This is a genomic window from Hydrogenophaga sp., assembly GCF_025699295.1.
GTDB lineage: Bacteria > Pseudomonadota > Gammaproteobacteria > Burkholderiales > Burkholderiaceae_C > Hydrogenophaga.
This window is the reverse complement of the sequence record NZ_JAILWB010000015.1, coordinates 92,657-114,844: the sequence shown is the minus strand read 5'-3', so window position 1 is coordinate 114,844 and position 22,188 is coordinate 92,657. Positions and strand designations below refer to the sequence as shown.

Below are 22,188 nucleotides of genomic sequence, written 5' to 3'. Positions count from 1 at the left end.
TGCCCTCAAGGCCCGCAACTGAGCCCCCCATCATGGACCCCCGCTTGCAACGCCGCGTGCAGCGCTATGGCTGGGACTTGGCCGCCGATGACTACGAGGCGCTGTGGCAGGCGCAGCTCGCCCAGGCCCAGGCCCGCCTGCTGGCGCACGTTGCCCTGCAGCCGGGTGAACAGGTACTGGACGTGGCCTGTGGCACCGGCCTGGTGAGCCTGCGCGCGGCGCAGGCCGTGCGGCCCGGCGGGCAAGTGACCGGCGTCGACCTGTCGGCCCGGATGGTGGAGGCCGCCGAGCAGCGCGCCCAGGTGGACCCGTTGCACCCAGCCCGCTTCCTGCGCATGGACGCCGAGCAGTTGGACCTGGCCGATGGCGGTTTCGACGTGGCACTGTGCGCCTTCGGCCTGATGTACCTGCCCGAGCCGGAGCAAGCGGTGCGCGAGATGGCACGCGTGGTGCGCCCGGGCGGCCGCATCGGCCTGGCCGTCTGGGGCGAACGCGCGCGCTGCGGGTGGTCGGCGCTGTTTCCGATCGTCGACGCCGAGGTGGCCACCGAAGTCTGCCCACTGTTCTTCCGGCTCGGCCAGGGCGATGCGCTGGCGCAGCTGTGCGCCAGTGCAGGCATGGCCGAGGTGCGAACCGAGCGCATCGACGCCACGCTGCACTACGCCAGCGGCGACGAGGCCTGTCGCGCAGCGTTCGCCGGCGGCCCGGTGGCACTGGCCTGGTCGCGTTTTGGCGACGCGGCCCGCGCGCGCGCCTGCCAGCGCTACCTGGAGGCCATCGCGCCCTGGCGCCAGGGCGCGGCCTACGCGGTGCCGGCCGAGTTCGTGGTCCTTACGGGGCGCAAGCCGGCCTGACCCGATTCCGTTCGGGCTGTGTCGTCTACAGTGGAACCCGTTTTCCACCAGGACGCAGCACATGCAACACCGGATCGTGATCGTGGGAGGCGGCGCAGGCGGCCTCGAACTGGCCAGCAAGCTGGGCCGCAGGCTCGGCGCCGAGCAGGTGACGCTGGTCGACCAGCAGCTCTTCCACATCTGGAAGCCTTCGCTGCACGAAGTGGCCGCCGGCACGCTGGACATCCACCAGGAAGGCCTGTCCTATGAAATGCTGGCGCACGACAACCGCTTCAGCTTCTGCCTGGGCGCGATGACTGCGCTGGACAGCGCGGGCCACACGATCACCGTCGCGCCGGTGCGGGACGAACACGGCGAGGAACTGGTGCCCGAGCGCACCCTGCCCTTCGACGCCCTGGTGATCGCTGTGGGCAGCACCGCCAATCACTTCAATGTGCCCGGCGCGGCCGAACACACGCTCTCGCTCAACCGCCCGGCCGACGCCGAGCTGTTCCGCCGGCGCATGCTCAAGCTGCTCACCGCCGCCGAACTGCGCAAGAGCGCGGGCAACGAAGGCCAGGTGCGCATCGTCATCATCGGTGGCGGCGCCACCGGCGTGGAACTCGCGGCCGAGCTGCGCGAGGCCAGCGTGGTGCACTCGCGCTACGGATTCCGCCGGCTCGACCCGAACCGGGACGTGCAGATCACCCTGCTCGAAGGCGCCGCGCGCATCCTCGCGCCCCTGCCCGAGAAGGTTTCCACCGCCGCGGCGCAACTGCTCAGGGAACGCCACGTCACCATCGAGACGGACTGCCGCGTCGCGCGCATCACGCCGCAACAGGTGGAGGACGCGAGCGGCCGGGTGTTCGGCGCCGACCTGGTGGTCTGGGCCGCCGGCATCAAGGCACCCGACATGCTGGCCACGCTGGGCCTGCCCACCAACCGGTCGGGCCAGCTGGAGGTGCAGGGCAACCTGCAGGTGAGCGGCCAGGCCAACATCTTCGCCCTGGGCGATTGCGCGGCATGCCCCATGACCGGCGGTGGCTGGGTGCCACCCCGCGCCCAGGCCGCGCACCAGCAGGCCAGCTACCTCGTGACCACGCTGACGCGCCGCGCCATGGGCCAGCCCGCACGCGACAAGCCTTATGTCTACAAGGACCACGGCTCGCTGGTTTCGGTGGGCACGCAGACCTCGGTCGGCAACCTCATGGGCAACCTGTTCCGCTCGACCTGGTACGTGCAGGGCATGCTGGCGCGCACCATGTACGTGAGCCTGCACCTGATGCACCACCAGGCCGTGCTCGGCAGCCTGCGCACCGCCGTGCTGGCCGTGGCACGTTTCCTGGTGAAGCGTGCCACGCCCCTGGTGAAGCTGCACTGATCCTGCCGTCCGACCAGTGGCGGGGGGCCGCGCTCTCAAGAAGCGCGAAGGGATGCCGATACGCAGGTATCAACCCCCACCCCCTGGACCCATGGACGCCCTCAATACCTCCACGCCTGTCGCTTCTTCCCCCAGCGCGGCCACGCGCCGGCATGCCCCCGCCATCGCCAGCGCCGGTGAATTCCTGAGCTTTCGCCTCGGTGGCGAGGAGTACGGCATCGACATCCTGCGCGTGCAGGAGATCCGATCCTACGAGGAGCCCACCCGCATCGCCAACGCGCCCGACTTCATCAAGGGCGTGGTCAACCTGCGCGGCGTCATCGTCCCGGTGGTGGACATGCGCATCAAGCTCGGCTGCGAGAAGGTCGAATACAACGACTTCACCGTGGTGATCGTGCTCAGCGTGCACGGCCGCGTGGTCGGTCTGGTGGTGGACTCGGTCTGCGACGTGATCGAACTCGGCGCCGACCTGATCAAGGAAGCGCCGCAGATCACCACCACGCTGGACGCCGGTTTCATCACCGGCATCGCCAGCGTGGGCGAACGCATGCTGATCCTCGCCGACATCGAAGCCCTCATCGGCAGCGCCGAAATGGGCCTGGTGGCGCCGGCCGCATCTCTCCAGTAAATCCGTCTTCCAGGGTGCGGTGTGCCGGCCATGCCGAGCGCCGCCGTGCCGCCCGTTTCCGAAAAAAACCATGAACCTCTTTCGCAATCTCTCCGTGGGCGCCAAGCTGTGGGCTGGCGTCATCGCCATCATCCTCGCCCTGTTCGTTGTCGTGGGCACCGCCGGCGCCCGCTCGACCCAGCTCAACAAGGCGTCCGAGCAGGCCCTGGCCAAGCTGGCCGAGAAGACCGCCATCGCCACCGAATGGGCCGCGCTGACCGAGCTTGCGGTCACCCGCGTCCAGGCCGCCGTGGTCAGCAGCGACCCCGCCGTGGGCGAGATGTACAAGGACGTGATCCCCGCCGGCATTGCCGCCATTTCCGAACTGCAGAAGAAGCTGCAGGCCACGGAACTCAACGATGCGGAGAATGCGCAGCTGGGCAAGATCGCCGAACTGCGCAAGACCGTGCTGGCCTCGCATGCCGTGGCCAACGACCTGAAGAAGGCCGGCGACGCAGCCGGTGCGGCCGACGAAATCCGCGCCCGCTTCAACCCCGCCGTGGTGCCTTACGTGGCCGCGCTGCGCGAGTTTGCCCGCATGCAGTCCGACATCCGGGTCCAGGCCCAGCAAGAGTTCGACCAGCGGCGCGCCACCAGCCTGACCATTGCCACCGCCCAGGTCGTGGCCCTGATCGCGGGCATCGCCATCGGCGCCTTCTTCCTGATCCGCAACATCCGCAACCCGCTGCGCGAAACCATGGCGTTCGCCGAGCAGATCGCCGGCGGTGACCTCACCGCACAGATCCGCAATGACCGCAAGGACGAGTTCGGCGCCATGATCACCGCCCTGATCGGCATGCGAGACCGCCTCGTGAACGTGGTGGCCGACGTCAAGCGCGGCACCGAAAACATCACCGTCGCGGCCCGGGAAATCGCCACCGGCAACAACGACCTGTCCGCCCGCACCGAGCAGACCGCCTCCAACCTGCAGCAGACCGCGGCCAGCATGGAGCAGATGTCGGGCGCGATCCGCCAGTCGGCCGACTCGGCCCGGGTGGCCAACCAGCTCGCCGACGTGGCCGGCCAGAGCGCGCAAAAAGGTGGCGAGGTGGTCAGCCAGGTCGTCTCCACCATGGAAGACATCAACCAGTCCTCGCGCAAGATCAACGACATCATCGGCGTCATCGACGGCATCGCCTTCCAGACCAACATCCTGGCCCTGAACGCCGCGGTGGAAGCGGCACGCGCGGGCGAGCAGGGCCGCGGCTTTGCCGTCGTGGCCGGTGAGGTGCGCAACCTGGCGCAACGCAGCGCCCAGGCCGCCAAGGAAATCAAGGTGCTGATCGGCGCCAGCGTCGACAAGGTGGCCGCGGGCACCGACCTGGTCAACCAGGCCGGCAAGACCATGGGCGAGATCGTGGAGAACGTGGTGCGCGTGCGCGACATGATCGGCGAGATCGCCAGCGCCTCGGGCGAGCAGGCCGACGGTGTGAACCAGATCAACGCGGCCGTCTCCAACCTCGACCAGCTCACGCAGCAGAACGCGGCCCTGGTGGAAGAAAGCGCCGCCGCCGCCTCCAGCATGAACGACCAGGCCGAGCGCCTGGCCGAGGTGGTGCGCGTGTTCCGCGTGGACGCCAGCGCTGCCGCCCGCAGCAGCATCACCCAGATCCGTTCGGCCGACCTGCACAAGCCGGCGGCCAGCCGCCCCGCCGTCTCGACCGGCGCCGAGCGCAAGGAGCCCTCTCTGGCCCGGCCGACCCCCGCCGCAGCGGGCAAACCCGCGGCGCCCGTGGCCAGCAAGCCCGCGCCGGTCAAGCCCACCGCAGCCCCGGCGGCCGCCACGGCGCCCAGGCCCGTGGTGGCCAGCAAGGCCAGGGAAGTCGCCGGCGCTACGGACGAATGGGAATCCTTCTGAGGAAGCCGCCACCCGGGCGGTGATCCCCACCGCCTCCCCGGGGAACCTGCGCCGTCGCACAATGGCGCGATGACGACCCGTTACTGGCTGATGAAATCCGAGCCCGACGAGTGCTCGATCGACGACGCGCTGGCTGCCCCGCAAGCCACCGTGCCCTGGACCGGCGTGCGCAACTACCAGGCGCGCAACTTCATGCGCGACGCCATGCAGGTGGGCGACGGCGTGCTGTTCTATCACTCGAGCTGCCCGCAGCCGGGCATTGCCGGGATTGCACAGGTGGCTTCGGGCACACGGCCCGATCCCACGCAATTCGATGCGAAGTCGCCCTACTTCGACGCCGCGTCCAAACCCGATGCGCCACGCTGGCTGCTGCTGGACGTGCAGGCGCTGCGCAAGACGCGCCTGATCGGCCTGCCCGAACTGCGCGCCGCGCCCGAACTGGCCGACATGATCCTGCTCAAGCGCGGCAACCGGCTCTCGATCACGCCGGTGAGCGCCGAGCACTGGCATTTCATCACCCGTCAGTTGCTCGACGGCTGATCCCCCTCCGACAGCGCCTCGGCCACGCGCTGGCGCAGCAACGGGATCAGCTCGCGCTCGAACCACGGATGACGGGCCAGCCAGAGGTTGTTGCGCGGACTCGGATGGGGCAGCGGCATGAGCCGCGGGTCGGTTCCATGATCCCGCCAGCGGAGCAATGCTTCGGCGATTGAACCGCTCTCCTCAGGCAAGTGGTGTGCCATCGCGTAACGGCCCACGGCCACCGTCAGCCGCAACTGGCGCAACTGCGGCACCAGAATCGGTCGCCAGGTTTGTGCGCATTCGGGGCGCGGTGGCAGGTCGCCCGAGCGGCCCGTGCCGGGGTAGCAAAACCCCATCGGCAGTATCGCGATGCGCCGGAGGTCGTAGAACACCTCTTGCGACAAACCCAGCCAGTCGCGCAGGCGCGCGCCGCTGGCGTCATCGAACGGCACACCCGAGGCGTGGACCTTGCGGCCCGGCGCCTGGCCAGCAATGAGGATGCGCGCAGCGGGGTGAAACTGCAGCACCGGGCGCGGACCCAGCGGCAGGTGCCCGGCACACAGCGTGCAGGTCCGGACATCTTTGAGGATGGCAGCCACCGAAGCCATGGCCTCATTCTCTCCGTGCTTCAATGAAAATCCCGGCTCACCGTCGACAGGCCGTTGAGCAGTGGCGTGAGGTCTTCCAGGTGACCGGCGATCAGGTTCGTGGCCTCGCCCTCGCGTTGCCACACGCCGCGCACCGCCAGCAGGCGTGCCCCTGACAGCACCGCGCGCTGGCGTTCGCGGATGCGGCGCCACACGATGACCTGCACCACGCCGGTTTCGTCTTCCAGACTCACGAACACCACACCCGATGCGGTGCCCGGCTGCTGGCGCAAGGTGACGATGCCGCAGTGGCGCACGAGGCGGCCGTTGGGCGCGTCCCGGAGTTCCTCGGCGGTCATGAGCCGGCGCTTCTGCAATTCATCGCGCAGCAGGGCCAGCGGGTGGCGGCGCAGGGTGAGGCCGGTGCTGGCGTAGTCCCATACGATGGCTTCGCCTTCGGGTGCGGCGGGCAAGGCCAGCGGGGCTTCGTCCACGGGTGCGCCCTTGAGCAGCGCGGGCGCCGTTCGCAGTGCGGCGGCGTCCCACACCTGCTGGCGGCGGTGGCCGCTCAGGCCCATGAGTGCGTCGGCGGCGGCGAGTGCTTTCATCTGGGGTTGGTCCAGGCCGGCGCGGCTGGCGAGGTCCTGTGCGCCATGAAAGGGCTGTTGTTCGCGCGCGGCCATGATGCGTTGGGCCGCTTGCTTGCCGAGACCGCTGATCAGGTGCAGGCCCAGGCGGACAACAGGCTGGGTGGGCGCGCGGGCCCTCTCCCCGAGGCAGAGGGGGTCAGGCACTTCAATCGTGCTCTCCCATTGGCTGTGGAGCACGTCGACGGGGCGCACTTCCACACCATGGCGTTTGGCGTCCTGCACGAGCTGGCTCGGTGTGTAGAAACCCATGGGCTGGCTGTTGAGCAAGGCCACCAGAAATTCCGCCGGGTGGTGGCATTTGATCCACGCACTTACATAGACCAGCAGCGCGAAGCTGGCGGCGTGGCTTTCGGGGAAGCCGTAGCTGGAAAAGCCCTTGATCTGTTCGAACACGCCTTGCGCGAATTCCAGTTCGTAGCCGCGATCGGTCATGCCGTTGACGAGCCGTTCCTGGTACTTGTGCAGGTTGCCATGGCGCTTCCAGGCGGCCATGGCGCGGCGCAGGCCATCGGCCTCGCCGGGCGTGAAGCCGGCGGCGAGCACAGCGATCTGCATGCACTGCTCCTGAAAGATGGGGACACCCAGCGTTCGCCCCAATGCTTCCTCCAACTCCGGGCCGGGATAGCTCACTGGCACCTTGCCCTGCCGCCGGTTCAGGTAGGGATGCACCGCACCACCCTGGATGGGACCAGGCCGCACCAGCGCCACCTCGATCACGAGGTCGTAGTACGAACGCGGCTTCAGGCGCGGCAGCATGCTCATCTGCGCGCGGCTCTCGATCTGGAACACGCCCACGGTGTCGGCGGCGCAGATCATGTCGTAGGTGGGGTTGTCGCCTTCGGGGATCTCCTGCATCGCGAAGGGTCGCCCCCGGCGCTCACCGATGAGCGCCATGGCCTTGCGCAACGCGGTCAGCATGCCCAGCGCCAGCACGTCCACCTTGAGCAGACCCAGCGCGTCGAGATCGTCCTTGTCCCATTCGATGACGGTGCGGTCCTGCATGGTGGCGTTCTCGATCGGCACCAGGCGCGAGAGCGGCAACTGCGTGAGCACGAAGCCGCCGGTGTGCTGCGAGAGGTGGCGCGGAAAACCCATGAGCGTGGAGGTGTGTTCCAGCAACTGGCGCACCTGGAGCTGTTCCGGGTCGAGCCCGGCCTCCAGCAGCCGCTGCGGCGCGATGCCGTGGCCATCCCACCAGCGCGACTGCCTGGCCAGGACGTCCAGCGTACCTGCCTCGAACCCCAGCGCCTTGCCCACGTCCCGCAAGGCGCTGCGCGGGCGGTAGCTGATGACGGCGGCGGTGAGCGCGGCGCGTTCGCGGCCGTACTTTTTGTAGAGGTACTGGATGACCTCCTCACGCCGCTCGTGCTCGAAGTCCACGTCGATGTCGGGCGGCTCGTCGCGTTCGCGCGAGATGAAGCGCTCGAACAGCAGACCCGTGCGCCCCGGGTCCACCTCGGTGATGCCCAGGCAGTAGCAGACCACGCTGTTGGCCGCCGAACCACGGCCCTGGCAGAGGATGTTTTTCGAGCGCGCGAAGGCCACGATGTCGTACACCGTCAGGAAGTAGTGCTCGTAGGCCTTGTCGGCGATCAGTTCGAGCTCGTGTTCGATCTGCTTCGCGAATTTCGCGGGCGTGCCTTGCGGCCATCGCCTGCGGGCTCCCTCCTCGACCAGTCGACGCAGATGGCTCTGCGGCGTTTCCCCTTCGGGAATCACCTCGCTCGGGTACTGGTAGCGCAACTCGTCGAGCGAGAACCCGCAACGCGCGGCCACCGCGAGCGTCTCGGCCAGCAGTTCAGGGGGGTAGAGGCTGGCCAGCGTCGAACGCAAGCGCAGCCGCTGCTCGGCATTGGGCGCCAGCGCGAAGCCGCACTCGGTGAGCGGCTGGCCGATGCGAATGGCGGTAAGCACGTCGTGCAAGGGCTTGCGCGAACGCACGTGCATCTGCACGTCGCCCACGGCCACCAGCGGCACGGCCGTGAGTTCGCTGCTCTGGCGCAGGCGGTGCAGGCGCACCTCGTCGTCGAAGCGGCACAGCTGCTCCACGCCCAGCCAGCAACGGCCCAGGAAATGCTGCAGCAGCCAGCGCGCGATGGTGTCCACCTGGCCCTGATCGCAGGTGGCGCCGGGCACCGCGATCACCACGCAGTCGACCAGTGCCTCGGCATCGATGGCGCCCAGCGTCAGGCGGTAGGTGCCCTTTTTGGCCGAGGCGCGGCGCAGGCGCGTGATGAACTCGCACAGATTGCCGTAGCCGTTGAGGTTGCACGCCAGCACGACCAGGGTGAAGGGCGCGTCGCACCGCACCTGGAACTGGCTGCCGATCAGCAGCTTGAGTTCATGCTTCTTCGCGGCCACGTGCGCGCGCACCACGCCTGCCAGCGAGCACTCGTCCACCATGGCCAGTGCGCGGTAGCCCAGCACCGCCGCACGCTCCACCAGTTCCTCGGGGTGGCTGGCACCGCGCAGGAAGCTGAAGTTGGAGAGGCACCGCAGCTCGGCGCAGTCGGGCAGGACGGCGGGGGTGCTCATGCGAAATGCCCATGCAGGTACCACGCGGGCGCACCGTCCAGCCGGGTCTGGAACACCCACAGCACGCCCGCCTCGGCCGACAGCGCCACCCAGTAGTCGCGCGCCACGTTGCGGACGAGGCCGGTGTCCTCGACGCGGTCCCACCAGCCACCTTCCACACGCTGAGGCCCGAGCAGCAGCATCAGGCGGCCGTGGTAGACCGGGTGGTCGTCCTGCACCAGCAGGCGCAGCGGCAGCGGCAGCAGAAAGCCGGGCTGGGGCAGTTCGGTGCCCGGCGTCTCCTGGCGCGGCAGCGGCAGTGCCGCGTTCTGCCAGCGGCACATCCATTCGGGCCGGTGGTCTTCGCAGAGCACCGGACGCAGCACGCGCTGCGGCCCCAGCCGCGCAGACAACCGCTCCAGCACCAGGCCGAGCTTTTCGCCCTGGCGCACGGTGTCGGGCAGGAACGAGGCACTCACGTCGTGCAGCGGCCGCACCTCGGTCGCCACCAGCACCAGGTCGCCCACGGGCGCGAGCAGTTGCACCCGCGCCAGGTGCTCGGCCAGCAGGCGGCTGAGGTGTTCGATGTCGCGCGTGGGCTCGGCCGTGCGGATCGTGATCTCGCCACCCTCGCCCGCCGCGCGCGCGCGCATCGCGTCGTGCGCCCACCGCAGCGTGAAGGCGGTGACGCCCGCGCGCCGCGCCGCCAGCCAGCCGCCGAGCACGAGCAGCAGGCGCCGTGCGCCGAACACCAGGGCCGGCGCCTGCTCCACGCGCGCCATGAGCTCGAGCCGTTCCTCGAAAACTTCCGGTAACGCCACCCAGTCGTGCGCCTCGGGCGCAGCCCCATACACCTGATCGAGTGCCTGCAGCAGTTGCGCATCGAAGCGCCGGGCGATGCCACCGCGCGGCAGCGCGCGCACGTCGCCCAGCGTGCGGCAGCCGATGTGTTCGAGCGTGCGCCGGTGCGGGTGCACGGCGCTCAGCGTGTCCATGGGCAGGGTGTCGAGCAGTTCGTCGAGCGGGCGCTGGAAGCCGTTTCCGATGCCGGCGCGCGCCAGCGCGAGCGCGGCCAGGCCATTGGGTGCCCAGGCCAGCCGCGCCACGCCGACTTCGCGGCCTTCGCCCTGCACGCGCTCGCGCAGGGCGTGGCGGCCCCCGAACAGGCGCACGCTGGCCTCCACCTCCATGAGCACAGCCTCGTCGGCCAGGGCCACCCGGGGCGTGAACTGCAGGGCCCAGGTGGCCAGCGCGCGCTGCGGCGCGGGCTCAATGGACGGCGCTGTGCCGGCGCTCGGGCTGGGCAGAAGGGCGGACCACAGCATGGTCGATCGCTTCGCGGTAGAACCACCGGCTGGGCTGGCCCAGCCGGGGTGGAAGAACGGCGGCCAGCGCCCCGGGCACCGAAGCCAGGTGCAGGGCGTCGTCCAGCGGCGGGCCCTTGCGCTTGGCGATGCGCACCTGCAGCGCCCAGTCCAGGCCCACGGCGGCCTGCACACGCAGTGGCGCGGCCGACGACTCGCGCAAGGCGCGCGTGGGCCGGCACACGAACACCGGGGCATCAAAGCCGGCCGCGAGCACCTGCAAACGGCGGATCTGCTCCGCCCGCGCCTGCGGCAGCCAGGCCACGAGCGCCCCGCAGGCCTGGGCCTTGATGAGCTGCTCGGCCGCCCACAGGCGCTCGGCCGCCGTGTCGGCCCGCACCCAGACCAGCTGGCGCGCGGCGATGCCCTCGAAACGCAGGCCCGGCAGATGCGGCGGCAACGGCGGGCCGACCAGCACCACCGGCTGGCCGGCGGCGCAGACACTGCGCAGCGCCGGCCCGAGCAGGCGCCATTCCAGCGTGCCGCTGTGTGGCGTGAGGATTTCGGTCAGCCCATGGCCGGGCCAGCCGCCACCGGGCAACTGCGCGTCCAGCGCGGCAAAGCCGCTGGGCCACACGGCCGAGACCGGCGCACCGAGCTGGTCGGCCCGCCAGAGTGCCGCAGCCACGGCCGCCGGCAGGCCGCCCGCAGGTGGGCGTGGCGGGGGCAAAGGCGTGGAGGCGTGGTGCATGGCAGGAAACGATCGAAATACTGTATTCATGTACAGTATATGAAAGTCGATCTCCTGTCAGGATGAAAAATATTGTGGGGCTCTATCTTTTTCATACAATGTGACCATGGTGCCGACTCGAACAGCTCCCCACGCCACCCCCGCTCCCGGTGGTCCGGGTGTTCCTGCGTCCATGCTCTCGCCAGCCGAGTACGCCAGGGCCCACGGCATCAGCGCCGAGCGCGTGCGGCAGCTGTGCCGCGCGGGCCGAATCCAGGGGGCCACACAGCAGACCCTGGGGCCGATGACGATGTGGCTCATTCCCTCGGATGTGGCCGATCCCAGGTTGCCCAGGGGCAGGCCCACCAAACCCAGGCTCTCGCTCTACCAACCGGATGCGGATGCGCAACGCAAAGCCAGGGAACGTCTGCGCCTGGGCAGGCAAGAGGCGCGCGCGATCATCGCGGCCATGAAAAAGAAGGGGGTGAGGCTCAAGCTCTTCGGTTCGATGAAAACGGGCAAGACCACACCACATTCCGACATCGATCTGCTGATCACCGACCCCGGGCCGCTGGGGGTGATGCGCGCGATCTCCGAAACGCTGACCGAGCGCCTCACCTTGCCACTGGACGTGGTGGCCGAAGAAACCATCGGACGCGATGCCTTCGCCCGCATCCAGGAAAGCTTGCATGCTTAAACGGGATTTCGATGCCGAAATGGCCAAACTCGAAAAGGAACTCGGCGAGTTCGAACGATGGGAAGCGAACAACCCGGACGCTGGAGATTGGGCGTACGTGAAACTGGCGGGCGCCACGGTCAACAGCGTCTATACCGGCATGGAGACCATTCTGGAGGCGGTGCTCAAGCGAACGGACCCGCCCATGGAACAGGATGCGGCCTATCACGCCAGGTTGATCAAGACCGCAGCAGCGGCCACGCCGACACGCGACCCCTTGATCAGCGAGGAACTGCGCGAACTTCTGGATGACCTGCGAGGCTTTCGCCACGTGGGCAGGAAGCGCTACGGCAGCGAAATCGACCCGGGCCGCACCGGGCCCGTACTGAGCAACGCGAAGAAAGCCGCACCGATCTTTCGCAGGGAAATGACCATGGCCATCACGGCGCTGGAAGAAGCCCTGACCATTGCCGCGGCGGAACGGCTGGAAGTGAAAAAGGCCGAGGGCCACACCAAGAAACGGTCTGGCTGACGCCCTGCGGCCACCCGCAGCTCACACCGCCTGCCCCAACCGCCCCACCCCTTCCTCGATCTTCTCCAGCCCCACGGTGGCGAAGGACAGGCGCAGGGTGGACAGATCGGGGTTGCTGGCGAAGAACGGCGCACCGGGCACGAAGGCCACGCCTTTTTCGATCGCGCGTTTCGCGAGTTCGCCGCCGTCCTTCACCTTGCCGCCCGCGCCAGTGAGGCGCGCCCAGACAAACAGGCCACCCTGCGGCTGCACGAAGTCGATCGCGTCGCCGAGTTCGCGGCGCAAGGCGTTGCCCATGGTGGTGGCGCGCTCGGCATACACCTTGCGCACCCTGGCCAGCGTGGCCGGCATGCGGCCAGCCTTGAGGTACTGCGCGGCGGTGGCCTGCGCGAAGGTGCTGGTGTGCGCGTCGCTGAACTGCTTGCACATGGTGGCCTTGGCCAGCAGCTCGGCCGGGCCCACCATCCAGCCCACGCGCAGGCCGGGGCTGAGCACCTTGCTCAGGGAGCCGCAGTGCACCAGCCGCTCGCGGCTGCCGGGCACGGTGGCGCTGAGCGCGAGCAGGCTGGGCGGCGGCGCGGCGCCGAAGTACAGGTCGCCATACGGGTCGTCCTCCACGACCAGCGTGTCGTGCTTCACCGCCATCTGCAGCACGGCCTTGCGCCGCTCCAGGCTGAGCATGGCGCCGCTGGGGTTGCCGAAGGTGGGGATGAGGTAGACGAATTTCGGCTTGTGCTCGGCGATGAGCTTTTCCAGTTCGTCGGTCTTCACGCCGTCGCCGTCCACCGGCGCGCTGATGAGTTCGGCACCATAGAGGCGGAAGCACTGGATGGTGGCGAGAAAGGTCGGGCCTTCGACGATGACCTTGTCGCCGGGCGAGATCAGCGTCTTGCCCAGCAGGTCCAGCCCCTGCTGGCTGCCGGTGGTGACGATGAGGTCGTTCGCGCTCACGTCCTTCGCGCCCTTGCTGGTCATGAAGGCGGCAAGCTGCTCGCGCAGCGGCTGGTAGCCCTCGGTGGCACCGTACTGCAAGGCGCCGCCGGCTTCCTCGGTCAGCGCTGCGTTCACCGCTTCGCGGATGCCGTCCACATCGAACATCGCGCTGTCGGGGAAGCCGCCAGCAAAACTGATGATGCCGGGTTTGCCCAGCAGCTTGAAGAGTTCGCGGATGGCGGAGGTTTCGACGTTGCCGAGGCGGTCGGCGAATGGGATGGCAAAGGTCATGGCGGCGGTTTCCGTGAAGTCGTGATGAACAACGACCGCCATTCTCGCGCACCGGCCGGGCGGCCTCGGCGCCTCGCTCAGGCGCCGCAGGGCCCGGTCACGCAGCGACCGGTGTCGCGCCGCCTCGCGCGCCGCTGCCGCGCAAGCGCTGCGGCCACCAGCGCCAGCGTGGCGCTGGCGCGCGCCGCGTGCACACCACCGGCTCCAGCCGCAGCACCGAAGATTCCAGCGCGTAGGCGATCGCGCGTTGCTGCGGCCGTGTGGTGAAGTGCTCGCCTGGGTTCAGCACCACGTCGCGCTGTTCGTGGTCCAGCGTGATCCAGACGCTGCCTTCGCGGCAGACCAGGCGCAGAGCGCCCTGGGGGATGGACTGCATGGCCTTGTGGGGCATGTTGATGTCGACAGTCAGGGTATCGGTTTTCATGGAACGGTCCTTTCGCATCAGGGATGTGCATGACTGTACGTAGCCGCTCTATACTGCACAAACGTTGTTTTCGAATGCTTCGCATGCCATTCAAGAATGTGAAAACCGTGACCCAGCCGATCCCGCGCTCGCAGATGCTGCGGCTGGACCTGCTGCCCTGCTTCGACGCGGCGGCACGCACGCTGAGCTTCACCCTGGCCGCGCAGGAACTCAACCTCACGCAGTCGGCGGTGAGCCGGCAGATCCAGTTGCTGGAAGACAGCCTGGGCACGGCCCTGTTCGAGCGCGGACACCGATCGCTCTCGCTCACCGAAGCCGGCGAGGTCATGCAGCGCGCCACGCGCGATGCGCTGGAGCGCCTGCGCGACGCCTCGGCGCGCGTGCGCCCCGGCCCGCGCCTGCGCCAGGTCGCCATGACCTGCACGCAAGGCTTTGCCTCGCTCTGGCTCATCCCCCGGCTCGCACGCTTCGCGGCCAACCACCCGCAGGTGGACGTGCGCATCTCGGCTTCCATGGACATCATGGATCTGGAACGCCACCGGCTCGACGTCGCGGTGCGCTTCGTGCCCTCCAGCGTCGGGCGCGGTCAGGCGCTGTTCGAAGAAACCGTGCAACCCCTGTGCTCGCCCGCGCTGCTGCGCGACAAGGCCGCCCCGCTGCGCCAGCCCGCCGACCTCGCCCACCACACGCTGCTGACCGTGGAGAAGCCCGCAGGCTTCTCGCTCACCTCGGACTGGGACCCCTGGTTTCAGGTGATGGGGCTGCAGGACATGCGCATGAAGAACACCATGCATTTCAGCCAGTACGCCGACGCGGTGGCCGCCGCGGTGGCCGGGCAAGGCGTGGTGATCGGCCGGCTGCCGCTGCTGCAGTCACTGGTGAACGAAAAGAAGCTGGTCGCGCCGTTCCGCAGCGGCGCGGCGACACGCCGGGGCTACTACGTGGAGGTGGCGGACCACGCCCATGGCAACGCCGACGCGCTGGACTTCGCGAACTGGCTGCGCACCGAGGCCGAGCGGGGATGAGCGCATGGGACAATCCGCGCCCATGACGCCCGCCCAGATCGAAGCCTTCTTCGCCACCCTCAAGGCCGCCAACCCCAGCCCGCAGACCGAACTCGAATACACCAGCGTGTTCGAGCTGCTCACCGCGGTGCTGCTCTCGGCGCAGGCGACCGACGTGGGCGTGAACAAGGCCACGCGCAAGCTGTTCCCGGTGGCGAACACGCCGCAGGCCATCCTCGACCTCGGGCTCGAAGGGCTGGAGAGCCACATCAAGACCATCGGCCTGTACCGCAGCAAGGCGAAGCACCTGATGCAGACCTGTCGCATGCTGGTGGAGCAGCACGGCGGCGAGGTGCCCGGCACGCGCGAAGCGCTCGAAGCCCTGCCCGGCGTGGGCCGCAAGACCGCCAACGTGGTGCTCAACGTCGCCTTCGGCGAGCCCACCATGGCGGTGGACACGCACATCTTCCGCGTGAGCAACCGCACCGGCCTGGCGCCCGGCAAGAACCCGCTGGCGGTGGAGCTGCAGCTGATGAAGCGCGTGCCGCCTGCCTACGCGGTGGACTCGCACCACTGGCTGATCCTGCACGGGCGTTATGTGTGCCAGGCGCGCAAGCCGCTGTGCCCGAAGTGCGCTGTGGTGGCGTACTGCGATTTCAAGGACAAGACCGTCGCCTGAACGAAAGCGCCGTTTGCGACGGATCTGGCTGAAACCCTGTTTAGAAGGACTGCCGCCGTGACCTCCCATGACCATGACGAACGCCGCGAACTTGAAGCTGCTTGCCACTGTGGGGCCGTGCGCTTTCGTCTGGTGCTGACCAACGGGCTGCGAAGCGCGCGCCGATGCAACTGCTCGTACTGCAGCATGCGCGGCGCCGTGGCCGTCTCTGTCAACCTGGACGACTTGCACGTCACGCAAGGCACGGACAAGCTGACGCTCTACCAGTTCAACACCGGACAGGCGAAGCATTACTTTTGCTCGGTCTGCGGCATCTATACCTTTCACTCCCGACGCTCCGTCCCGGACCAATACGGTGTGAACGTGGCGTGCATGGCTGGCCTGAGCCCGTTTGACTTCGATGAAGTGCCTGTGCTGGAGGGGCGAAGCCACCCCAAGGACCGGAGCGACAGCAGGTCGATGACGGCTGGCTGGCTCAGCTATCGCGCCAACACGGACCCTGAGCGTTGAGGCGAGGTCACATGGCAGCCTACGGCCGAGGCTGAATCCGATTTGACCTGCCAGTTGCTCACCCGGTTCGCGTTGGCACACGGGTCATCCTGCAAGGCAGTGGCCTGTCCGAAGTTGTCGGCGTCTACAGACGCAGCCCGAACGGGGGCGGCAGATCGGGCAAAGAAGTTGAGCTCAGAACGAGAGCGTCAACCACCCACCCGGCGCGGGCGCGTCCTTCGGCCATTCGCTGGCCTCTCGGATGTGCACGCCGCCACTGGCGACGATGTGCTGCACCGCGCGGATCACGCCGGCGTGCGTCACCCAGACCACGTCGTTATGGGTGACCGGGCGCAGGTCGCCCAGGGCGGCGGCCACGCGGTAGAGCAGCATCTGCACACTTTCCACCCCGCCGAAGCGGTGGTGCGCGAAGTCGGCCATCCATTCGTCGAAGGCGTTGCGCGGCACCGCGTCCCAGCGCCGCATCTCCCAGTCGCCGAAGTCCATCTCGTTGAGTCGCGGATCGACGCGCGCGGCCCCCAGGTCGCTGCGCTCGGCCTGCAACGCGCCCGCCATCTGCTGCGCGCGCACCAGACCCGATACCCACACCGGTGTGCCCGAAGGCAGCAAAGGCGCGAAGGCGCGGGCCGCCTTGAGCGTGAGCGCGGCATCGGCCGGCGCGTCGCTGGCGCCGTAGCACAGCCCCGGGGGCAACAGCACCGGGGCATGGCGCAGCAGCCAGAGCTTCATGGCGACCCCATGGGCAGCGACAGGGCCAGGCCCAGGTAGAACAGCACTTCACTCACCTGCTGCGTGGCGCCCAGGCCGTCGCCGGTGAAACCCTGCAGCCGGCGCTGCAGCAGGCGCCACATCCAGGCCAGGCCGATCAACGCGCCCAGCACGGCCTGCGCCCACGGCGCATCAGGCATCAGCCACACCGCCAGCGCCATGGCCAGCGCCCACCACAGCAGGCCCGCGGCCAGGCCGCCGTTGCCGATGCTTTCGGCCAGGGGCTTGCTCTTGCTCTGCGGGGTATCTCCCACATGCGGCAGCGTGCGGATGACGAGCAGTGGCACGGTGCGCGAGCTGACGTGCGCCGCGAACAGCGCCACCACCGCGAGCCAGGCATCCGCCTGCGCGAGCAGCGCGAGCAGCGCCACCTTGCTCAGGAGTGCGAGCACAAGTGCGATGGCGCCGTAACTGCCGATGCGCGAGTCCTTCATGATCTCCAGCGCGCGTTCGCGCTGCGCGCTGCCGCCCAGGCCGTCGGCCAGGTCGGCCAGGCCGTCTTCGTGGAATGCGCCAGTGAGCAGCACGCCGAACACGGTGCTCGCGATGACCGCCACCCAGGGCGCGGCGGGTACCGCCGGCAGGAGCAGCAACAGGCCCCACAACACCACCGCCGTGAGCCCGCCCACGATCCAGCCCACCCCCGGAAAATGCGCCGCGCTCGCGCGCAGCATCGCCGGGCTGAAGCCCACCCAGCCGGCCAGGCGGCCCGTCACCGGGATGCGGGTGAAGAACTGCAGGGCCAGCAGGAGGTGGCGGAAGAACTGGTTCATGCGATCAGGTGTCCGTTCGGGCTGGGCCATCCAGTACCGTTCGGGCTGAGCCTGTCGAAGCCCTCGCCAACTCCGTGGGATGCCCTTCGACAGGCTCAGCACGAACGGTGTCGCGCGACACACCGGCAGCCTCGAAACTCGCCATCTCGCGCAGCAGCGCGCACGCGCTCACCAGCAGCGGCCAGGCCAGCGCCGCGCCCGAGCCTTCACCCAGGCGCAGGCCCAGGTCCAGCAGCGGCTCGGCCTTGAGGTGGGCGAGCATGAGCGCATGGCCGCGCTCGCCGGAGCGGTGCGCGAACACGCAGCGCTGCAGCACATGCGGCTGCAGATGCGCCGCCACCAGCACGGCCGAGGTGGCGATGAAACCATCCACCACGACCACGCGCCGCTCCTCGGCGGCCTGCAGCACCGCGCCGACCAGCGTGGCAATCTCGAAACCGCCGAAGGCCGCGAGCGCGTCCAGCGGGGTTTTCGCGCCCGCGTGGCGTGCCAGCACCTTGCGCAGGATACCGATCTTGCGCTGCACCGCGTCGGCATCGAGCCCGGTGCCCGCACCGGTGACCTCGGCCACGTCCAGCCCGGCCAGGCGCGCCAGCAGCATCGACGCGGCCGAGGTGTTGCCTATGCCCATCTCACCGAGCAGCAAGGCGTTGCCGGGCAGGCCCTGCAGCACCTCGCGGCCGTTGGCGATGGCCTGCGCGCACTGCGCCGCGCCCATGGCCGGGCCTTCGAGCGCGTCGGCTGTGCCGTGCGCAATCTTCTTGATGATCAGGCCGTCCCTGGCCGTGAAGTCGTGCTTCACACCGCAGTCCACCACCGTGAGGCCGATGCCGTGCTGGCGCGCGAGCACGCTCACCGCGGCGCCGCCGGCCAGGAAGTTCTCCACCATCTGCCAGGTCACGTCGCTCGGGTAGGCGGAGACGCCGCGTGAGGCCAGGCCGTGGTCGGCGGCGCACACCAGCATCTGCGGTGCCTGCAGCTCGGGCTGCGTGGTGCCCAGGATCAGGCCGATGCGCAACGCCAGCGCTTCCAGGCGGCCCAGCGAGCCCAGGGGTTTGGTCTTGTTGTCCAGTGCGCGCTGCAGGGCCTGGGCGAGTTCGGGCTGGGTGATCTCGGGGATGTTCGTGTTCGTCATGTTCATGGTGCGATGAGTTGGTCGAGCACGCCGGGCTCGAAATGGGTTTCGATGAAATCGGCCAGGCCGTCGAACACGGTCTCCAGCGTGGGCGCCGTGGCGCCGAACAGGGCGTGCAGCACGCACGGATCTTCAAACAGACCGTGCAGGTAGACGCCGAGCACGTTGCCCGCCGCGTTCTGCCAGCCCAGGCCCTGGGGCAGCACCTCGCGCGCCACGTCGCCACCCGCGGCCATGGCCGGGTGCTGCGCGGTCTGGCCGTGGTGGATCTCGTAGCCGGCGGCGGCCACGCCCGAGAGCGCGGCCCAGGCGCCGCGCAGCGTGCCGAAGGTGGTGTGCGTGTGTCGCACGGTTTTCTGCTCATCGAACTGCGTCACCAGCGGCAGCAGGCCCAGGCCGGGTGCATTCCCGTCGATCCCGTGCGTGTCGATCAGCGCCTCGCCCAGCATCTGCAGCCCGCCGCATACGCCCAGCACCGCCCCGCCCTGCGCGGCGTGCGCGGCAATCGCGCGGTCCAGCCCCTGCGTGCGCAGCCAGGCCAGGTCGGCCGCCGTGGCCTTGCTGCCAGGCAGCACGATCCAGTCCGCGCCGGCGCAGTCGGCCGGCGCGCGCGCCCAGACCAGGCGCACGCCGGGCACGTTCTTGAGCGGCTGGAATTCGTCGAGGTTGCTGATGCGCGGACAGGCGATGACGGCGATGGTCTTGTGCACGGCGCCGGCCGCACGCGTCCTGTCATCGAACACACCGTCTTCTTCGGGCAGGCCGTGTTGCCACCACATCGGCAGGGTCGCGACGGTTGGCACGCCGGTGAGGTCCTGCAACATCTGCGGCGCGGGCGCGAGCAGGCTGGCGTCGCCCCGGAACCGGTTGAGCACGAAGCCCTGGATCAGCGCGCGCTCCTCGGCGGGCAGCAGCGCCCAGGTGCCATACAGGTGGGCGAAGGCGCCGCCGCGGTCGATGTCGCTCACCAGCAGGCAACGCGCCTGCGCATGCAGCGCCACGCGCATGTTCACGATGTCGCTGGCGTGCAGGTTGATCTCGGCCGGCGAACCCGCGCCCTCGATCACCACCACGTCGTTCTCCTCGCGCAGGGCGTCGAGCGCGGCGGCGATCTGCGGCCACACCTGCAGGCTGCGGCCACGCCAGGGCATGCTCGACAAGGCCTGGCTCACCTGCCCCATCAGCACCACCTGGCTGCGCGTGTCGGCCTCGGGCTTGAGCAGCAGCGGGTTCATGCGGACTTCGGGCTCGGCTTGTGCTGCCAGAGCTTGAAAGTACTGCGCAGAACCGATCTCTCCCCCCTCGACGACGCGGGCGTTGTTGCTCATGTTCTGCGCCTTGAACGGCGCCACTTTCAGGCCCATGCGCGCGTAGTGACGGCACAGCGCGGTGGTCAACCAGCTCTTGCCGGCCCCGCTGGTGGTGCCCAGCACCATGACGCAGCGCGCGGTCATGGCGCGGTCTCCCGCTGGGCCAGCAGCGCGGCGCGCAGGGCCGCCTGCGCCTCGGGCGGTTGCGCGCTCAGCCGGAAGTGGCCCGGCAGGCCAAAGGACGTCGTGTCGCGCAGCTTGAGGCCGGCCGTGCGCAGTGCCGGCACGTCCAGCGCGCGCGGCGGTTCGGCGCAGAAGAACGGGGCGTCGCTGGTCAGCACGCGCCAGCCCAGGCTGGCCAGCCCGGCACGCTGCTCGCTGTTCCAGTGCTGCAGGGTGTCCAGGCTGCGCGCCAGCCAGTCCTGCGACGCGGGCGACACCCAGGCATCGAGCAGGGCCACGGCGTGCGCGCCCAGCGGCCAGGACGGCGCGAGCTGATGCAGCGCGCGCGCCGCGTGCTGCGCGCCCACCGGCGCAATGGCGTAGGCACCGCGCACACCGGTCAGGCCCAGCGCCTTGTTGGGCGTCCAGAGTTGCCACACCCGGTTCAGCGCCTGGGGTTCCAGGCTGCAACGCCCGACCAGACGCAGCGGCTCGTAGGCACGGTCGAGCACCACCTGCGCGCCCGAGGCGACAACGCGGCGTGCGAACGGCTCGGCCTCGCCCAGCGGGCTGGACGGCTCGCACAACCAGGCGAGATGGGCACGCGCCGGGTCGTGCACGCGCTCGAACTTCCAGGCCAGCGCGGCCTGCGCGTAGTCGCCGTAGGCCAGCGCCGGAAGCCAGACGCGCTGGCCACCATCGCGGGCCACCCAGGCGGTGAACCGGGCGATGAACTCGCTGGCGCTGCCGGCCAGCACGATGCGTTCAGCGTCCACTGCATGGAAAGCCGCGAGGTGTTCGCGCAAGGCGCTGTAGGCAGGGTCCGGGTAGTGGCGCGCGTCGGCGCGCTGCACGACGGCCAGCGCGCACGGACACGGGCCACAGGCATTGGCGTTGGTGGAGAAGTCCCAGGTGGGAATGCCAAGAGCGTCTGGGCCGCCGTGCAGGGTCATCGACGTTGTCGTTGTCGTCATGGCACCTCCCTCCACGCCAGTGCGGCCCACAGCAACGCGCAGATGGTCAGCGCCGCCACCACCCGCCCGGCCAGGCGCAAGGCCTGCGCGGTATCGGCCGCCTGCGGCGACCGGCCCGCGCCATGCAGTTCGTACACGCCGGGTTTGGCCAGCCGCACATCGAGCGCAAGCGCCATCGCGGCCATCGGCCAGCCGCTGTTGGGCGACGGCGTGCGCCGCGCCTGTGCAGCCAGGGTGCGCCAGCGCGGTGCCGCGCCCAGCAGGCCGAGCAGCGCGCCGGTGAGGCGCGCAGGCAGCCACGACAGCACGTCGTCGGCCCGCGCCGCCCATTTGCCGGCCCAGGTCCAGTCGCGCCCGTTGCGCTCGCCCCGGTAGCCCCACATCGCGTCGGCCGTGTTGGCGAAGCGGTAGAGCGCGGCACCGGGCAGGCCGGCAATGGCGAACCAGAACAGTGGCGCGACCACGGAATCGTTGAGGTTCTCGGCCAGCGATTCGATGGCACTCTCGCGCACCTGCGTGGCGTCCATCGCGCCCACCTCGCGGCTCACCAGCCAGGCCAGGCGCGCGCGCCCGGCGGCCAGCGAACCGCCCAGCGCGTCCTCGACTGCGGACACCTCGTCGCGCAGCATGCGCCAGGCCAGCAGCGGCTTGAGCAGCACACCGGCGGCCAGGGCCTGGATCCACCAGGGCCAGCCTGACATTGCCCACACCAGCGCCTGCGCAACCAGCACCACCAGAGCTGCACCCAGGCACCAGGCCAGCGCACCGCCGGCCAGCGCGCGCGCGGCGTTCGCACGGGTCGTGCCGGCTGGTGGCGCCACGCGCCGGCCCATGAACGACAGGCAGTGCCCGATCCACACCACCGGGTGCCAGCGCGCGGGCGGCTCGCCCAGCGCGCGGTCCAGCGCCAGCGCGACCAGCACCGCGAGCGGTGCAACCCAACCGGTGGACCACAGTTCGGGCATGGCAGG

The 22,188-nt window shown here is 69.5% G+C and carries 22 protein-coding genes; 10 read left to right on the top strand and 12 right to left on the bottom strand.

What is annotated here, in order from left to right; genetic code table 11:
* The first annotated feature begins 32 nt into the window (after nt 1–32).
* The 5 genes from K5880_RS16785 to K5880_RS16765 all read left to right on the top strand — a co-directional run bounded on the left by K5880_RS16785 (nt 33) and on the right by K5880_RS16765 (nt 5,279).
* Nucleotides 33–854: a methyltransferase domain-containing protein gene (locus tag K5880_RS16785; protein WP_297654857.1), complete on the top strand. Its 822-nt coding sequence runs from the start codon at nt 33–35 to the stop codon at nt 852–854.
* Nucleotides 855–915: 61 nt separating this feature from the next.
* The gene (locus tag K5880_RS16780; RefSeq protein WP_297654855.1) at nt 916–2,214 is read left to right on the top strand and encodes an NAD(P)/FAD-dependent oxidoreductase; all 1,299 of its coding nucleotides are present in this window, start codon (nt 916–918) and stop codon (nt 2,212–2,214) included.
* 91 nt (nt 2,215–2,305) lie between these two features.
* The gene (locus K5880_RS16775; protein WP_297654852.1) at nt 2,306–2,842 is read left to right on the top strand and encodes a chemotaxis protein CheW; all 537 of its coding nucleotides are present in this window, start codon (nt 2,306–2,308) and stop codon (nt 2,840–2,842) included.
* A 70-nt stretch (nt 2,843–2,912) separates the two neighbouring features.
* On the top strand, nt 2,913–4,739 hold the full coding sequence (locus K5880_RS16770) for a methyl-accepting chemotaxis protein (RefSeq protein ID WP_297654849.1): 1,827 nt from the start codon (nt 2,913–2,915) through the stop codon (nt 4,737–4,739).
* A 69-nt stretch (nt 4,740–4,808) separates the two neighbouring features.
* The gene (locus K5880_RS16765) at nt 4,809–5,279 is read left to right on the top strand and encodes an EVE domain-containing protein (protein WP_297654846.1); all 471 of its coding nucleotides are present in this window, start codon (nt 4,809–4,811) and stop codon (nt 5,277–5,279) included.
* Here K5880_RS16765 and K5880_RS16760 read toward each other — a convergent pair.
* The 4 genes from K5880_RS16760 to imuA are packed head-to-tail and all read right to left on the bottom strand — an operon-like array spanning nt 5,261 to nt 11,097.
* Nucleotides 5,261–5,869, bottom strand: coding sequence for a uracil-DNA glycosylase family protein (locus tag K5880_RS16760; RefSeq protein WP_297654843.1), 609 nt, complete (start codon nt 5,867–5,869; stop codon nt 5,261–5,263). The genes K5880_RS16765 and K5880_RS16760 overlap by 19 nt on opposite strands.
* Before the next feature lie 20 nt (nt 5,870–5,889).
* Nucleotides 5,890–9,033: an error-prone DNA polymerase gene (locus K5880_RS16755; RefSeq protein WP_297654840.1), complete on the bottom strand. Its 3,144-nt coding sequence runs from the start codon at nt 9,031–9,033 to the stop codon at nt 5,890–5,892.
* Entirely contained in the window at nt 9,030–10,337 is a 1,308-nt protein-coding gene (locus K5880_RS16750) for a DNA polymerase Y family protein (protein WP_297654837.1), read from the bottom strand. The genes K5880_RS16755 and K5880_RS16750 overlap by 4 nt, the downstream gene beginning before the upstream one ends.
* Nucleotides 10,282–11,097, bottom strand: a complete 816-nt coding sequence (gene imuA, locus K5880_RS16745) for a translesion DNA synthesis-associated protein ImuA (protein ID WP_297654834.1) — start codon at nt 11,095–11,097, stop codon at nt 10,282–10,284. Before imuA ends, K5880_RS16750 begins: the two co-directional genes overlap by 56 nt.
* 76 nt (nt 11,098–11,173) lie before the next feature.
* Between imuA and K5880_RS16740 the strand changes: the two genes are divergently transcribed.
* Both K5880_RS16740 and K5880_RS16735 read left to right on the top strand, forming a co-directional pair.
* A complete protein-coding gene (locus tag K5880_RS16740; RefSeq protein ID WP_297654832.1) occupies nt 11,174–11,743 on the top strand; it encodes a nucleotidyltransferase domain-containing protein in 570 nt (189 codons plus the stop codon).
* A complete protein-coding gene (locus tag K5880_RS16735; RefSeq protein ID WP_297654830.1) occupies nt 11,736–12,254 on the top strand; it encodes a hypothetical protein in 519 nt (172 codons plus the stop codon). The genes K5880_RS16740 and K5880_RS16735 overlap by 8 nt, the downstream gene beginning before the upstream one ends.
* Before the next feature lie 21 nt (nt 12,255–12,275).
* Here K5880_RS16735 and K5880_RS16730 read toward each other — a convergent pair whose 3' ends face one another.
* Both K5880_RS16730 and K5880_RS16725 read right to left on the bottom strand, forming a co-directional pair.
* Nucleotides 12,276–13,466, bottom strand: a complete 1,191-nt coding sequence (locus tag K5880_RS16730) for a PLP-dependent aminotransferase family protein (RefSeq protein WP_297654876.1) — start codon at nt 13,464–13,466, stop codon at nt 12,276–12,278.
* A 109-nt stretch (nt 13,467–13,575) separates the two neighbouring features.
* Nucleotides 13,576–13,902, bottom strand: coding sequence for a DUF2917 domain-containing protein (locus K5880_RS16725; RefSeq protein ID WP_297654828.1), 327 nt, complete (start codon nt 13,900–13,902; stop codon nt 13,576–13,578).
* Nucleotides 13,903–13,985: 83 nt separating this feature from the next.
* On the opposite strand from K5880_RS16725, the gene K5880_RS16720 reads away from it, so the two are divergent.
* The 3 genes from K5880_RS16720 to K5880_RS16710 are packed head-to-tail and all read left to right on the top strand — an operon-like array spanning nt 13,986 to nt 16,095.
* Nucleotides 13,986–14,927, top strand: coding sequence for a LysR substrate-binding domain-containing protein (locus K5880_RS16720; protein ID WP_297654826.1), 942 nt, complete (start codon nt 13,986–13,988; stop codon nt 14,925–14,927).
* Between the two features lie 22 nt (nt 14,928–14,949).
* Complete coding sequence (gene nth / locus K5880_RS16715; RefSeq protein ID WP_297654824.1) at nt 14,950–15,585, top strand: endonuclease III; 636 nt, start codon at nt 14,950–14,952, stop codon at nt 15,583–15,585.
* A 57-nt stretch (nt 15,586–15,642) separates the two neighbouring features.
* Nucleotides 15,643–16,095 carry a GFA family protein gene (locus tag K5880_RS16710; protein ID WP_297654821.1) on the top strand — a complete coding sequence of 151 codons (453 nt, stop codon included), beginning with the start codon at nt 15,643–15,645 and terminating at the stop codon, nt 16,093–16,095.
* Between the two features lie 174 nt (nt 16,096–16,269).
* Here K5880_RS16710 and K5880_RS16705 read toward each other — a convergent pair whose 3' ends face one another.
* Genes K5880_RS16705 through cbiB form a run of 6 tightly spaced genes read right to left on the bottom strand, consistent with a single transcriptional unit; the run spans nt 16,270 to nt 22,182 of the window.
* Complete coding sequence (locus K5880_RS16705; protein ID WP_297654819.1) at nt 16,270–16,824, bottom strand: histidine phosphatase family protein; 555 nt, start codon at nt 16,822–16,824, stop codon at nt 16,270–16,272.
* Entirely contained in the window at nt 16,821–17,636 is an 816-nt protein-coding gene (locus tag K5880_RS16700) for an adenosylcobinamide-GDP ribazoletransferase (protein ID WP_297654817.1), read from the bottom strand. Before K5880_RS16700 ends, K5880_RS16705 begins: the two co-directional genes overlap by 4 nt.
* A gap of 4 nt (nt 17,637–17,640) precedes the next feature.
* Nucleotides 17,641–18,777, bottom strand: coding sequence for a nicotinate-nucleotide--dimethylbenzimidazole phosphoribosyltransferase (cobT, locus tag K5880_RS16695; RefSeq protein ID WP_297654816.1), 1,137 nt, complete (start codon nt 18,775–18,777; stop codon nt 17,641–17,643).
* The gene (locus tag K5880_RS16690; protein ID WP_297654814.1) at nt 18,774–20,225 is read right to left on the bottom strand and encodes a cobyric acid synthase; all 1,452 of its coding nucleotides are present in this window, start codon (nt 20,223–20,225) and stop codon (nt 18,774–18,776) included. Before K5880_RS16690 ends, cobT begins: the two co-directional genes overlap by 4 nt.
* Entirely contained in the window at nt 20,222–21,217 is a 996-nt protein-coding gene (locus K5880_RS16685; protein WP_297654811.1) for an aminotransferase class I/II-fold pyridoxal phosphate-dependent enzyme, read from the bottom strand. Before K5880_RS16685 ends, K5880_RS16690 begins: the two co-directional genes overlap by 4 nt.
* Nucleotides 21,214–22,182 carry an adenosylcobinamide-phosphate synthase CbiB gene (cbiB, locus tag K5880_RS16680; RefSeq protein WP_297654808.1) on the bottom strand — a complete coding sequence of 323 codons (969 nt, stop codon included), beginning with the start codon at nt 22,180–22,182 and terminating at the stop codon, nt 21,214–21,216. Before cbiB ends, K5880_RS16685 begins: the two co-directional genes overlap by 4 nt.
* Between the last annotated feature and the right edge of the window lie 6 nt (nt 22,183–22,188).

What these genes read in the sequence shown, in the direction of transcription:
- K5880_RS16785 (WP_297654857.1), top strand. Translation starts at nt 33, where the DNA reads ATGGACCCCCGCTTGCAACGCCGCGTGCAGCGCTATGGCTGGGACTTG.
- K5880_RS16780 (WP_297654855.1), top strand. Translation starts at nt 916, where the DNA reads ATGCAACACCGGATCGTGATCGTGGGAGGCGGCGCAGGCGGCCTCGAA.
- K5880_RS16775 (WP_297654852.1), top strand. Translation starts at nt 2,306, where the DNA reads ATGGACGCCCTCAATACCTCCACGCCTGTCGCTTCTTCCCCCAGCGCG.
- K5880_RS16770 (WP_297654849.1), top strand. Translation starts at nt 2,913, where the DNA reads ATGAACCTCTTTCGCAATCTCTCCGTGGGCGCCAAGCTGTGGGCTGGC.
- K5880_RS16765 (WP_297654846.1), top strand. Translation starts at nt 4,809, where the DNA reads ATGACGACCCGTTACTGGCTGATGAAATCCGAGCCCGACGAGTGCTCG.
- K5880_RS16760 (WP_297654843.1), bottom strand. Translation starts at nt 5,869, where the DNA reads ATGGCTTCGGTGGCTGCCATCCTCAAAGATGTCCGGACCTGCACGCTG.
- K5880_RS16755 (WP_297654840.1), bottom strand. Translation starts at nt 9,033, where the DNA reads ATGAGCACCCCCGCCGTCCTGCCCGACTGCGCCGAGCTGCGGTGCCTC.
- K5880_RS16750 (WP_297654837.1), bottom strand. Translation starts at nt 10,337, where the DNA reads ATGCTGTGGTCCGCCCTTCTGCCCAGCCCGAGCGCCGGCACAGCGCCG.
- imuA (WP_297654834.1), bottom strand. Translation starts at nt 11,097, where the DNA reads ATGAATACAGTATTTCGATCGTTTCCTGCCATGCACCACGCCTCCACG.
- K5880_RS16740 (WP_297654832.1), top strand. Translation starts at nt 11,174, where the DNA reads ATGGTGCCGACTCGAACAGCTCCCCACGCCACCCCCGCTCCCGGTGGT.
- K5880_RS16735 (WP_297654830.1), top strand. Translation starts at nt 11,736, where the DNA reads ATGCTTAAACGGGATTTCGATGCCGAAATGGCCAAACTCGAAAAGGAA.
- K5880_RS16725 (WP_297654828.1), bottom strand. Translation starts at nt 13,902, where the DNA reads ATGAAAACCGATACCCTGACTGTCGACATCAACATGCCCCACAAGGCC.
- K5880_RS16720 (WP_297654826.1), top strand. Translation starts at nt 13,986, where the DNA reads ATGCCATTCAAGAATGTGAAAACCGTGACCCAGCCGATCCCGCGCTCG.
- nth (WP_297654824.1), top strand. Translation starts at nt 14,950, where the DNA reads ATGACGCCCGCCCAGATCGAAGCCTTCTTCGCCACCCTCAAGGCCGCC.
- K5880_RS16705 (WP_297654819.1), bottom strand. Translation starts at nt 16,824, where the DNA reads ATGAAGCTCTGGCTGCTGCGCCATGCCCCGGTGCTGTTGCCCCCGGGG.
- K5880_RS16700 (WP_297654817.1), bottom strand. Translation starts at nt 17,636, where the DNA reads ATGAACCAGTTCTTCCGCCACCTCCTGCTGGCCCTGCAGTTCTTCACC.
- cobT (WP_297654816.1), bottom strand. Translation starts at nt 18,777, where the DNA reads ATGAACATGACGAACACGAACATCCCCGAGATCACCCAGCCCGAACTC.
- K5880_RS16690 (WP_297654814.1), bottom strand. Translation starts at nt 20,225, where the DNA reads ATGACCGCGCGCTGCGTCATGGTGCTGGGCACCACCAGCGGGGCCGGC.
- K5880_RS16685 (WP_297654811.1), bottom strand. Translation starts at nt 21,217, where the DNA reads ATGACGACAACGACAACGTCGATGACCCTGCACGGCGGCCCAGACGCT.
- cbiB (WP_297654808.1), bottom strand. Translation starts at nt 22,182, where the DNA reads ATGCCCGAACTGTGGTCCACCGGTTGGGTTGCACCGCTCGCGGTGCTG.